Annotated in this window: 11 protein-coding genes; 9 read left to right on the forward strand and 2 right to left on the reverse strand. The window is 56.7% G+C overall.

Features of this window, described 5'->3' with window-relative positions:
* The 8 genes from EOA33_RS09455 to EOA33_RS09490 form a co-directional block, all read left to right on the forward strand.
* Positions 1-372: extracellular solute-binding protein (locus EOA33_RS09455; RefSeq protein ID WP_127405488.1), on the forward strand; the 372-nt coding region annotated here is incomplete at its 5' end.
* Between the two features lie 518 nt (positions 373-890).
* A complete protein-coding gene (locus EOA33_RS09460; protein ID WP_127405489.1) occupies positions 891-2,657 on the forward strand; it encodes an ABC transporter permease subunit in 1,767 nt (588 codons plus the stop codon).
* Positions 2,658-2,673: 16 nt separating this feature from the next.
* On the forward strand, positions 2,674-3,741 hold the full coding sequence (locus EOA33_RS09465) for an ABC transporter ATP-binding protein (RefSeq protein WP_127405490.1): 1,068 nt from the start codon (positions 2,674-2,676) through the stop codon (positions 3,739-3,741).
* Positions 3,742-3,892: 151 nt separating this feature from the next.
* Entirely contained in the window at positions 3,893-4,867 is a 975-nt protein-coding gene (locus EOA33_RS09470; RefSeq protein ID WP_127405491.1) for an ornithine cyclodeaminase family protein, read from the forward strand.
* 622 nt (positions 4,868-5,489) lie between these two features.
* Complete coding sequence (locus EOA33_RS09475; protein WP_127405492.1) at positions 5,490-6,920, forward strand: hypothetical protein; 1,431 nt, start codon at positions 5,490-5,492, stop codon at positions 6,918-6,920.
* Positions 6,921-6,966: 46 nt separating this feature from the next.
* Complete coding sequence (fdxA, locus tag EOA33_RS09480) at positions 6,967-7,290, forward strand: ferredoxin FdxA (protein ID WP_127405493.1); 324 nt, start codon at positions 6,967-6,969, stop codon at positions 7,288-7,290.
* Positions 7,291-7,309: 19 nt separating this feature from the next.
* Positions 7,310-8,638 (forward strand): aspartate aminotransferase family protein, encoded by a 1,329-nt coding sequence (locus EOA33_RS09485; RefSeq protein WP_210212563.1) that lies wholly within the window; start codon positions 7,310-7,312, stop codon positions 8,636-8,638.
* A gap of 144 nt (positions 8,639-8,782) precedes the next feature.
* Positions 8,783-9,838 carry a GlxA family transcriptional regulator gene (locus tag EOA33_RS09490; protein WP_127405495.1) on the forward strand — a complete coding sequence of 352 codons (1,056 nt, stop codon included), beginning with the start codon at positions 8,783-8,785 and terminating at the stop codon, positions 9,836-9,838.
* Positions 9,839-9,872: 34 nt separating this feature from the next.
* Here EOA33_RS09490 and EOA33_RS09495 read toward each other — a convergent pair whose 3' ends face one another.
* Positions 9,873-10,778: a LysR substrate-binding domain-containing protein gene (locus EOA33_RS09495; RefSeq protein WP_245482279.1), complete on the reverse strand. Its 906-nt coding sequence runs from the start codon at positions 10,776-10,778 to the stop codon at positions 9,873-9,875.
* 134 nt (positions 10,779-10,912) lie between these two features.
* On the reverse strand, positions 10,913-11,344 hold the full coding sequence (locus EOA33_RS09500; RefSeq protein WP_127405497.1) for an Lrp/AsnC family transcriptional regulator: 432 nt from the start codon (positions 11,342-11,344) through the stop codon (positions 10,913-10,915).
* 130 nt (positions 11,345-11,474) lie between these two features.
* Between EOA33_RS09500 and EOA33_RS09505 the strand changes: the two genes are divergently transcribed.
* A complete protein-coding gene (locus EOA33_RS09505; RefSeq protein ID WP_127405498.1) occupies positions 11,475-12,590 on the forward strand; it encodes a saccharopine dehydrogenase family protein in 1,116 nt (371 codons plus the stop codon).

The following is a 12,590-nucleotide window of genomic DNA, read 5'->3' on the forward strand; positions in this document are numbered from 1 at the left end:
AATGGCCGGATTTTTGCCGCAAAGGCGAAAGGGGCGCCGCTTGCGCTGTCCTGGGAGCAATCCCTGCTGCAATACGACTACTGGGTAATCGTGAAGGGATCGCCTAACAAGGAAAATGCGGCCAAGTTCCTGGCGTACATCTCCCGCCCCGAACCTCAGGCCACTTTTGCCGAAGCGATTTCCTATGGGCCGGTGAACAATGACGCGTTCAAACTCGTTCCGAAGGAATTGCTCGATATCCTTCCGGGAGCGCCAGAACTCGCTAAGAAGCAAGTTTTTCAGGATTATGATTGGTGGAACAAGACGGGGGCCGACGGCCGCACAAACTACGACGTTGCACTGCAACGTTGCGTAGCGCTGCTCTCGCAGTAATCGGAGATGCCGCTGCGGGGAAAGCATCTGCCCGCAGGGGCAATCGACACCTCCAGGCATCATTGGGTTGGCGGACGGCGACATGCCACGACGCCGACATCTTAGTACTCAGAAGGACCCTCAGCAGGCCGTTAACCGCCAAGTCGATGCGGTTGGGCAACAGGCCTGTTCGAGGAAGTCGCGGCGCACCTTGGGCATAATCGATGCGACCCAGCTCGCGTGTGCGACTTTATGCGCCAAAGGAGCGGCCCGCTTCTCGCAACGAGATTGTTGCCAAGCGTCTCACCACAAAAAATTGACCGTACCGTGACACTGGCACTTCATAGCGTAATCGAAATTTGAACTTTGTCGGACAACTCGAAAGGGGTCTCTTTACTGACCACCGCCGTTCAAAAAAAGCCCGGAGGGCGCGTAGGAAATATGACCAAATTAGGAGTGACATTTGTATGACTGTGATGTTGATAACAGGAGAAGGCACTGGGTCTCCCGCATCACCCGCGAAGAAGGAGCGAAATCATATGAATATCCTCTTTGCAAAGCGCTGGATTCGCAGCAGCATCGTTGCCTCTCCCCTCGTTATGCTTTTGGTCGGGTTCCTCGTCATTCCGCTCAGCATCATAGTGTGGGGCAGCGTCGAAGGTAGCAAACTGAATTTTGCGCACTACGCGCGCATATTTTCCGACGAAACCAACCTTAGGATCCTGTTGTATACGCTGAAGACCGGGCTGAGCGTGACCGTCGTGTCACTGGCCGCAGGTTACCCGGTTGCTTATCTGCTGACGAAAATCAGGCCGCGCGCGTTGTCGATAGTGACCGTATTTATTCTCATCCCGCTGTTCACCGCCTTTCTTATCAGAACCTACGCCTGGATAATAATCCTCGGTCGAGAGGGGATTATCAACAACACGCTTATCCAATTCGGCATCATCAGCGAGCCTCTGGCGCTTCTTAATACTACCTTCGCAGTAGTCATAGGAATGATACATGTGTTCATCCCCATGGCGATCTTCACGATGTATTCGTCGATGGTTCGCATCGATCACGACTTCGCGCGCGCAGCGCAAATTCTCGGCGCGAAACCGGTCCAAGCATTCCTACGAGTCTACTTCCCAATGTCTCTTCCAGGCGTATTCGCTGCAGGGATCCTGATCTTCATCATCGCGATCGGGTTCTACATCACACCAGCCCTTCTTGTTGGGCCTAGCGACACAATGATATCGCAGTTGGTTGTCACGCAGATGACCACGTTGCTGAACTTCGAACTAAGCTATGCTTCCTCCATCATTCTCCTTCTGGTGACGATTGCCATTCTATTCTTCGCAAGCCTGTTCATCCCCCTCGAAATGATATGGTCTTCCTCGGCCGTCGATCTGGCCAACCACCGGCGTGGCAAGAGGTTCCGCGCGTTGGAAGGACGTACATCGGTCTTGCGCCCACTTATCGCCGTCGAAACGCTAATCCATGCGGTGACCAAACCCCTCATCACCGGCCATGCGCGCTGGCTTTGGGCTTACACAGCCGTTGTCCTAGTGTTTCTCACGGCGCCTCTGATTGTCATTGTTGTCCTTTCGTTCAGTTCATCCCCATTCGTCGTCTTTCCTCCCCCAGGCTTTTCGCTGCAATGGTGGGAGAAGTTGGCGAACGCCACCGACTGGCAGGAATCCTTCCTCTTTTCGCTTAGGCTTGGGCTCACTTCTGCCTTCTTCGCAACAATCATCGGCACGATGGGCGGATTTTGGCTAGTTCGCACGACGCTGCCCATCAAGAGGGCACTTTTCCTGTTCTCTTTGTCACCTCTCATGGTGCCGGTGGTTATCGTAGCGACGTCGCTCTACGTCTTCGAAGCGCGCATCCACCTGCTAGGCAGTTTCATTGGGTTGGTCATTGGGCATGTTCTTCTGTCGGTACCCTATGTCATCGTAGTCATGGCCGCCGCGTTGCGTGGTTTCGACCAGTCGCTCGAGAGGGCCGCCGCAGTCCACGGGGCGCACCCCACGCAGGTGCTTCGCCTGGTAACATTGCCGATCCTTAAGCCGGCGCTGGTCACCGCGGCCCTTCTGGCCTTCTTGACCTCGTTCGACGAGCTTCTTGTCGGCATCTTCCTTATTGGACGGCAAACCCCGACACTACCGATCAAGTTCTGGGGCGATATCAAGTACCAAATCAATCCGCTCCTCAGCACGGCCTCGACGTTCATCGTCCTGCTCGTCACCGTGACAATTCTGATCGCGCAGTGGATCAGGGTCCGGCATGAGAAGCGTATCTCGATCAATGCCAGAAAATGAACGATCGGAGGCAATGATGTCCACCAGCCTTGAGATGAAGAAAATCCAAAAATGGTATGGGGCGCTCCACGTTGTGCGCGACTTCGACCTCTATGTTGAACCGGGAGAATTCCTGACCTTTCTTGGTCCATCCGGTTCGGGCAAGACCACCGCGCTGAAAATGATCGCCGGCTTCGAATCGCCGAGTGGCGGCGACATGTTGCTCGGTCAGCGCTCCATCGTGGACGTGCCCCCTTACGAGCGTGGCATTGGCATGGTGTTCCAGAACTATGCGCTCTTTCCGCACATGACAGTGGCTGACAACGTCGCTTTTCCCCTAACGGTCCGCAAGGTTGGGCGTGCCGAGACGGAGGAAAAGGTCTTGCGGGCTTTGAAATTGGTCAAGATGGTCGAGTATCGCAACCGCTACCCCAATCAGCTTTCCGGTGGACAGCAGCAGCGCATTGCCCTCGCACGCGCAGTCGTCTTCAATCCGAGCATCCTGCTCATGGACGAACCTCTCGGTGCTCTCGACCGCAATTTGCGCGAACACATGAAAATCGAGATCATGCGCATCCAAAAAGAGCTGAATATGACAGTCGTCTTCGTTACCCACGATCAGGACGAAGCGCTCACCATGTCGGACCGGGTTGCTGTCATCAATGAAGGCAGGCTCGTTCAGGTCGCAGACAGCAGGAGCCTCTACTACAGTCCGCAAGACCGCTTCGTCGCGTCGTTTGTCGGCGAATCCAACCTTCTCTCGTGCCGTGTCGATCGTATCGAAAATGGCTCGGGCAAAGTGACCATTGGCAAGGCTACGGGCGTCGCTCGCTTATCTGGGCAATTGCGAGGTGATGCGGGTTGGCTGTTTGTGCGGCCCGAGCATGTTGATATCAGCCCGCGCGGGGTGATCGCTCACGCCGAGAATGTCCTCAATGGGGTGGTCGAGCATGCACTGTTTCTGGGTGAAATGACGCGTTATGCGGTTCGCTGCGAAAATGAAACCGTCACGGTCAAGCAGCAAAACCGGGGGCAGGCCCAACTTGTCGGCGGAACCCCGGTCACCCTCTCCTGGGATACGGAAAATTGCATTGTGTTGAATTGAACCGGGGAACATCGGCGTTTCCGAAGAAAGCCCGCTGCCAATATCTATCAATCTGGGAAATGGCGATCCTTGGCAGCTAGGGTTTTCTATTTGTTCCCGGGCGGTAGCAGCGAGTGATTGCTGAGAAGATGGGGCGGCTCCTGGAGCGGACATGCCAGCACAACCAGACGGCCACCTTCTTTATCTATCCCGCGCAGACGTAAGCGCTCTGGGCATTGAGGCCCTCGAACTGGTAAACGAAGTTGCTGCGTGCTTTTCTGCCAAAGCGGAGGGGCACGCTAGGAGCACTTCCACCCTGTCGATTCCCATGTCGGCCGGCGCGCGTTTCGTTGCGAAAGGTGGGGTGATTGGGAGCCCGCCCAACTGCGCGATCAAATGGTTTGGGTATTTCCCGGCCAACGCGAAATTGGGCATACCCGACTATCACCCGCTGCTCATCGTGAGTGAGGCGACAAAGGGCATGCCCCTCGCCGTGATCGACGGAACGTGGATCTCAGAGGTGCGCACAGCCGCGATTTCCGCTTTCGCAGCGCGCCATCTCGCAAACGCTCAAAGTGCAAGCATTGGTTTCGTCGCATGCGGCGCGCAAGCCTATGCACATCTGGAACTGTTTCGGCAGCTGTTTCCGCTTGTCCGCATCCATGCTTACAGTCGGCGCAAGGAGACTGCGGAAAAATTCTGTACTCATGCTACGGAAGTCGGACTGAGGGCCGAGCTGTGCGACACCCCTCGGCCCGTCGTGGAACACTCGGAGATCATCATCACAAGCGTGCCGCATACTGCACAACCGACCCATCAGCTGGGAGGTGACTGGATGTCACCGGGCGCATTCGCATCCATGGTCGATCGCGGCAACAGTTGGGATCGCGCATCGCTGTCCTGCATCGACACTGTTATCACCGACGATCTAGCGTTGAGCGGCCCTCAAGGTGAGGGGGGCATCAATTTTGAACCAAAACGTCTTGCCGGCGATCTTGGGGATGTCAGTCTTGGCCGCGTGCAATATTCCTCGCACGGCCGGGCCGCAATCATATTCAGCGGTGCCGGAATTGTTGACGCCGCAATCGGCGCCCTTGTCTATCAGCGTGCCCGCGCGACCGGAAAGGGAGTTCTGTTGCCGCTTTAGGGCTTCGACCGAATACTCATTTCTACGATAATTTGCTTGTCAGGCTTAAAATTGACATAGTTGGTCGCTGGCGGTCGAGAATAGCTACTCGAAGCGATAATGCGTGAGCCACCTCAAGAAAAGTGGGTTCGTTGGCCTGGCCACGTCGAGATGTATTCCGTCTTGGAGATGGGGGCGCGAGATGAAGCCCCAAAAAACTGAGCAAGGACTGCTCGATACCGCGCTAGCCGTCGTTCCCGCTTGCGGCATTCCGGGATTACAGTTGCTGACGAGGGTGTCCACCATAATCCCAAAAGGCCCGACAGCAAGCTGCGGCGCGCCGACCCTCTCGTCGTAGTGGTCCTGCCTCCGCCGCAGCTAGGCATGTTCCTGCCGACCCCGATCAAGCAGCTCGGCCATCTTTCCTTCTCATGCACCGCCAATCCGTGGTGCCGAGTATTGGTTGGCTCATAGCGATCTAAGCACCCCCTCATGCGCCTGAGTCACTAATTGGTGACGAATATGCGTTTGTAAGCTGGGCTGGATCAGTCGAGAATTCACGTCAAGAAATCAATGCTTTGGTTCGAACAGACACGGCCGCTGTCTGTGCCGGCCTCAACTTGCAGCCTGGGAGGTGTGCGCCGTGAGTATCATCGAAAAATACATGCCGACGCAGCGTGAGCGGTCGTTTCTGGAGAAAGTAGTCAATGGTAAATACGACCGGCAGATCATCACCGGCATCGCTAAGTTCGCCACCGGTGACGTGTCCCAGGACATGCAGGGGTTCTATTCGCAGGAAGAACTGGACCGGATTCTAGAACTGAAGGGCACCGCAAAGGATCTGGAAGCGCGTATGCCGATCAAGATCACGCGGCACTACTACGAACAGGCGCAATACAGCCGGCCCATGCAGACGCTGGTAAAAGCCAGCCCGAAAGAAACCTACGATCTCGACGGCGCCGAAGATCCGGGCAAGCAAATGACCTACAGCCCGCGCGAAGGGCTGATCCATAAGTACGAGCTTGGTCTGCTCTATGTGGCGTCGACATGCTCCGCCCACTGTCGCTTCTGTTATCGCGAGGAACTGATCGGCCGCAAAGAGATCGCCCGCGAGGATGGGACGGTAGCGCCTAAAGGCTTGGCCCAGCTCAGCGAGATCGTCGAATACATTCGGGAGCACAACAGGGCCGTTACGGCGAACGGCGGTTGGCATCCAGAAACCGGCCGCGAAAAGCTCCGCGAGATTCTGATGTCGGGCGGCGACCCTATGGTTCTGGGCAATAAGAACATTGCTGCCTGGCTGGCCGGGCTCGCCGAAGCCGGCGTCGAGAATCTCCGCATCGGGACCAAGGAGCTGGCTTTTCATCCGCAGCGGTTCGACCAGACTTTCTTCGCGATGCTCGATTCCTTTCATGAGGCCTATCCGGAGGTCAGCCTGCGGATGATGGTGCACTTCAACCATCCAGACGAGTTTCTGCGCAAGACACCAGATGGCGGCTATCTCGACAATCATGGCGGTGGGCTGCAATGGATTGCCGAAACGCGGATTGCAGTCAAGGAACTCGCCCGGCGCGAATGGATCACCATCCATAATCAGTCGCCGATCATTCGCGATATTAACGACGACGCCGAAGCGCTGCGGATCATGCAACGCGAGATGCTTCGAAATGGCATCAACAATCACTACTTCTTCTGCGGTCGCGACATAGTCGGGCACAAGGCATTCAATGTGCCAATCGAGCGCGCATGGCAGATCCTGAACGAGTCGCAAAAGGGCCTGTCGGGCGTCGAGGCCCATGCGCGGCTTTCGATCACTCACTACAAAGGCAAGACCGAAGTGGCGGCCGTCACCAACGAGCCCGTACCCGGCGTCCCTGGTGGTGAAAAAGGCGTCGTGATCTTCAAGCTGTTGCGTTCGGCTGCTGATGCACGCGACCGGTGCAAAGTGACCATCGTCGGCCGAAACCCGGAGGCAATCTGGTTCAACGGCTATGATGATCGCGTCATCTTCGACGAGGCTGGCCTCTATTCCATGTATGGAATCAACCCTGCATTCCTGCAGGCGGCGGAGTAGCTGCGCCGACAAGATATCCGGTATTTCCAAACGCATGGGGCCAGACGTGACCTTTGTTGTCACCGAGAACTGCATCAAGTGCAAATTTACCGACTGCGTCGATGCGTGCCCAGTCGATTGCTTTTACGAGGGGCCGAACTTTCTCGTTATTCACCCCGACGAATGCATTGATTGCGATGCCTGTACGCCGGTGTGTCCGGCAAAGGCGATCTACCGGGATACGGACCTGCCCTCAGATATGAAGCACTTTTTGGAGCTGAACGAAGAACTTTCGCGATTGTGGCCCAACATAACTGATACCAAGGAACCACTCCCCGACGCAGCGGCGTGGGATGGAATAGAGGGCAAGCTCAGCCATCTGGAGCGCTAACTGCTATCGGGAGATGCGCGTGGACGCGAATTTGCATACGGATATATCGAAAAGCGCAGCGCTGTTTGAGCGCGCCAAATCCGTTTTGCCTGGCGGATGTAGTCGAAATACGATTTTACGCAAGCCGCATCCGATCTACGCCGAGCGGGGGCAAGGGTGCCACGTCTATGACGTGGAGGGCGTCCGTCGCACCGACTTTGCGAATAATATTGCTTCGCTAATTCACGGGCATGCACATCCGGCGGTCGTTGCTGCTGTCAGCAAGCAGTTGGCGAAAGGAACCGCTTTTACCCTCGGTACCGAAGCCGAGATCGATTATGCCGAGTATATTCGCAGCCGCAATCCTGCCTTTGAGAGAATCCGCTTCGTCAATTCGGGAACGGAAGCGGTCATGGCGAGCCTGAAAGCCGCGCGGGCATTCACCGGGCGGCCTAAGATCGCCAAGGTCGAAGGGGCATATCACGGCCTCTACGACTATGCCGAGGCAAGCCAGACGGCCAAGCCGGACAATTGGGGACAGCCGGAGCGCCCGTCCAGCGTTGCTGTGTCGCGCGGGACGCCTCAGCGCTTACTCGACGATGTCGTTGTGATCCCATTCAACGATGTGCAACGGGCGCTCGAAATCCTCGACGGACATCGCGACCAATTGGCGTGCGTGCTGGTCGACCTGCTTCCTCATCGCATAGGCGTAGTACAAGCGGCCGAAGATTTCATTCAAGCGCTGAGACGCTGGACCGAGCACAACGGGGCGCTTCTGATCTTCGACGAAGTGATCACGTTCCGGTCCAAATTTGGAGGGGCGCAGCAATGGTATGATGTCCAACCGGACATCACGGCCTTAGGCAAGATGATAGGGGGCGGCTTTCCCGTCGGGGCCATTGCCGGTAGCGCAGACGTGATGGAGGTCTTGAACCCCCTAAATGGGCCGGCGCCTTTCCCGCTTTCTGGTACTTTCTCGGCAAACCCAATCACGATGATCGCCGGCCATACGGCTATGAAGTTGTACGACCGGGAGGCTGTTGACAGGCTCAATGCACTTGGCGACCGCGCGCGCCACTCGATCGGCGAGGCTATCAAGACTGCCGGCGTGCCTGCCTGTGTAACCGGCCAAGGATCGATGTTTCGAATCCATCTATCCGCGGATGCGCCTGCCAACTACCGGCAGGCCTACTTGTCGGTGGAGAAAGCTGCGCTTCTTTCGGCATTCGTCGGGCATCTTTTCGACGGCGGCCTGCTCATGGTCGAAACGGGTACTGGTTTCCTGTCAACGGCAATGTTTGAGCACGATATTGATGACATGGCGGCTGTGGTTCTCATCGCTCTGCGCAAGATGAAGCCTCATTTGTAACTTCGCCTCTGGGGCGCGGCATGTGGAGGCAACGTGCGGCTGGAAGGTCAAGGTCGCTGACCGCCACGCCGCTGCCAAGCGGGGTTTCTGAGCTTGCAACCTTAGCGACCTGACAGCAGGGAGGCGGAAACGAAGGGCCTGACAATGGTCGAAACCGCCAATATTGGCTTGCCCGCACCGGACCTCGACTACGACGCAGTCTCATCGGAAGGAAAGGCATCATGTGAGAGCACGCTCAGGCTCAACATCCTTGTTCTGCCAGGGTTCTCGCAGCTTAGCCTTTCTTCTTTCGTAGAACCGTTTTATCAAGCGAATTGCAGCGCCGGCGAAAAGTTGTTTGGCTGGCGAATCGTCGGCCCGGATATGTCCCCCGTGTTGAGCTCGAGCGGCATCGCAATTTCGCCCGACATCGACATCAATTGCTACAGAAACAACGATGAGGATTCCCCCATTGTAATAATCGGTGGGGAGCGCATTGAAGAGCAAAAATCACGTCTGCTCTCCGCTCTGTTACGCTCGAAAAGTCATCGCAAATTGCCAATCTGTGCGATTGGAACCGCTGCTTGGTTGCTGGCTGACGCAGGAATCCTACATAGCGGCATGCGATGCACGATTCATTGGTCAAAACTTGCAGCTTTAGGCGAAAAGTTCTCGGACTTGGTCACCGAAGATTGCCTCTTTGTCCAGCATGCTTCCGTTACAACTTGCGCCGGTGAGTTCGCAGCGTTCGATCTTGCAGCCGAAATGATCCGCCTTCAGCACGGAGAGGACCTGGCCCGGCGGGTTTGTGGTCAGCTGAGGGCGGACAGATTTCGTACAGGTAACCATTGCCAATCGGTGCCGCTTGGAGTGCGCTACACCGGTGCCGTCGAAAAGCTCATTCGCGTGATCAGGCTGATGGAGGGGCATGTAGAGGATCCGTTGCCACTCAAGAAAATCGCCCACTCGGTCGGTTTATCGCGCCGCCAAATAGAGCGTCTATTCACAAAGCACCTGAAGACTACGCCGATGACTTATTACTCTCAGGTTAGGCTCAAAAAGGCGCGGCAGCTTCTGGAGACGACAGACATGTCGGTCATCGAGGTGGCCATAGCCTGCGGATATGTTTCATCTTCGCATTTTTCGAAAGCCTTCAAAGATCATTTCGGAAGCCTGCCGAGTCATGTTCGTCCCTGGGCATGCTCGGTCGCATCGAGATAGGCATGCAGCGCAGTCTTAGGCGAATTGTGAGGAGCTATGCTGATGTCCGGTTGGCGCGCTTTGCAGCCGACATCAGCCAGCGCGTAAATGCGTTTACCTGTGGGTTGACGTCGCCAGCTGCGCTGACCACGAAATAGCTGTTATGCGTCTTCAGGCGCATGTCGCTTAGCGGGATCAGAATTCCACTATCGAGCTCTGTTTCGATTAGGTACTTCGGTAGAAGCGCGGCGCCAAGGGAGGCTGCGGCAGCCGAGATGATCATGGCAAACTGATCGAAATGCCGGCCGGTCAGCAGCCGCTTGTCGCTGATCTTGTTCATGGCAAACCAGTCAATCCAGGCGCTCTCGCGGGTGATGAGGTGCAGCAGCGGAGCCTCCGCGAGACGAGCCGGCTCGGCGGCCATGTGCGTGTCACGGAATTTGGGAGATGCTACCGGCAGCATTTCCTCATCGAACAGCTTTGTCATACGCGCGTCTGGCCAGTCGGCCTTTCCGAAATGGACGGCGACATCGAAGCGCTCTCGGGTGAGATCGAACGGCAGGGTGCGGGTCTCCAGCCTGATTTCGATATTGGGATGATCGCTCAGGAACGTGGCTAGTCTCGGGATCAGCCAACGACTGGCAAATGTCGGCAGTATGCCGATGCGCAACGTCAACATTCGCTCGCCGACTGCAATCGCCCGCACCACCGATTGCTTGAGGTTCTCGAGATCGATCGCCAGATCCGCCGCAAACCGCCTGCCACCCTCGGTTAATACGACGCGTCGTCCAACCCGCCTGAACAATGTCGCGCCCATCATGTCTTCAAGCTCTTTGACTTGTCGGCTGACTGCGCTTTGCGTCAGATGAAGCTCCTCGGCCGCCTGTGTAAAGCTCTCGTGACGCGCAGCGCATTCAAAGCTGCGCAACAAGGCATAGGAGGGGAGATTGTGGTGACCCACCGAATGCAAAGCTTAGCACCTTCTGTGAGCGGAACTCATGCTTCGTATCTAGTACGTTCATCCAGCTCATTTCAACAGCTCTCGGCAGCTGATGGCTGGATCGCCGGCGCCGCCGCACGGCACCAGTCCGGTGCCTATCGCTGGAAGCGCGTCGAAAGGATGATCGACGACTGGGTTTTCTCGACACCCTCGACGTCGCCGATCACGTCGATCGTCTTGTCAAGCTCGCTGATCGATGACGCGGCAACGTCGGCGATCAGGTCGAAGGCCCCGCTGACCGAATGGACGGACATGACTTCCGGAAGGGCACGCAGCGCACGAATGACTGCGCCGAGCGCCTTGGTCTTGAGGACGAGCATGACATGAGCTCGAACCAGGCCGTGCTCGTAGGTGTCTGATAGCCGCACGCCATATCCGGCGATGACTCCTTCCTGCTCAAGGCGGTCCAAGCGCGTCTGAACGGTCGTTCGCGATAGGTCCAACCTGCGAGCAAGCACCGCGATGGGCATGCGCGCGTCTTCGGCAAGCAGCATCAAAAGTTGGCGATCTTTTGCCGAAATCTGCATTTTGTTAAATTGCCTGCTACGATGTGCCCAATATGAACAGGAATTTTATGAAATTTAACGCTGCAAATCAACCGCACGATCTGGGAGACATGACGCCGTCTCAGCTAGGTCGCGTCGCAGGAGGAAAACAATGAAAGACGTCGTCGTCATCGGATCAGGAAAGATCGGATCCACGATCGCTCGGTTGCTCGCAGATACAGGGCACTATCATGTGACGGTCGTGGACCGCAGTGCCGAACAACTGGCCGACATTGAAAGTGGTTCCGCCCTTTCAACGGCAATCCTCGATATCACCGACGAAGCGGCCCTGTCGGCTCAGTTGACCGGCAAATTTGCTGTGCTCAGCGCGGCGCCTTTCCAGCTTACAGTCTCCATCGCCACTGCCGCTGCCAAAGCTGGGGTCCACTATCTTGACCTCACCGAGGATGTAGAATCCACGCGGCAGGTGAAACAGATCGCCAAGACAGCCAAGACCGCATTTATTCCACAATGCGGTCTGGCGCCCGGTTTCATCTCCATCGTGGCAAGCGACCTTGCGCGCAAGTTCGACAGCCTCGACAGCGTGCGGTTACGCGTTGGCGCACTCCCGCAGTTCCCGAGCAATGCCTTGAACTACAACCTCACCTGGAGCACGGACGGGGTCATCAACGAGTACATCCAGCCCTGCGAGGCCGTCGTCAACGGCGAGCTCATTGAAGTGCCGGCACTGGAGGAGCGGGAAGAATTCTCGCTCGACGGCGTCACCTACGAGGCCTTCAACACCTCCGGCGGATTGGGGACGCTATGCGAAACGCTGAAGGACAAGGTCAATACGCTCAACTATCGAACCATCCGCTATCCTGGTCACGCCGCCATCATGAAGGCGCTTTTGCAGGACTTGGGGCTACGGCACCGCCGTGAAGTACTGAAGGACATACTCGAACACGCCCTGCCGACGACACTACAGGACGTCGTGATCGTGTTCGTCACGGTTTCCGGGCGCAGAAGCGGCCGCTTGATCCAGGAGACCTATGCGAACAAGATCTACAGCACGCAGATTGGCGGCCGCACCACGAGCGCGATCCAGATTACGACCGCTTCCAGCATCTGCGCGGTACTCGATCTGCTTGCTGACGGCAATATTCCGGCCTCCGGCTTCGTTCGCCAGGAGGAGATTGCTCTCGACGCATTTTTGCGGAACCGCTTCGGCGTCTATTATCGCCAGGGAGAACCCGTGAAGGGCCATGGTGTTACTGTCGCCGCATGA

This window comes from Mesorhizobium sp. M4A.F.Ca.ET.050.02.1.1, from assembly GCF_003997725.1.
Lineage (GTDB): Bacteria > Pseudomonadota > Alphaproteobacteria > Rhizobiales > Rhizobiaceae > Mesorhizobium.

Bases quoted from the DNA above. Each gene is read 5' to 3' on its own strand.
- EOA33_RS09500 (WP_127405497.1), bottom strand. From the start codon at position 11,344: ATGCAGATTTCGGCAAAAGATCGCCAACTTTTGATGCTGCTTGCCGAA.
- EOA33_RS09490 (WP_127405495.1), top strand. From the start codon at position 8,783: ATGGTCGAAACCGCCAATATTGGCTTGCCCGCACCGGACCTCGACTAC.
- EOA33_RS09465 (WP_127405490.1), top strand. From the start codon at position 2,674: ATGTCCACCAGCCTTGAGATGAAGAAAATCCAAAAATGGTATGGGGCG.
- EOA33_RS09470 (WP_127405491.1), top strand. From the start codon at position 3,893: ATGCCAGCACAACCAGACGGCCACCTTCTTTATCTATCCCGCGCAGAC.
- EOA33_RS09460 (WP_127405489.1), top strand. From the start codon at position 891: ATGAATATCCTCTTTGCAAAGCGCTGGATTCGCAGCAGCATCGTTGCC.
- EOA33_RS09505 (WP_127405498.1), top strand. From the start codon at position 11,475: ATGAAAGACGTCGTCGTCATCGGATCAGGAAAGATCGGATCCACGATC.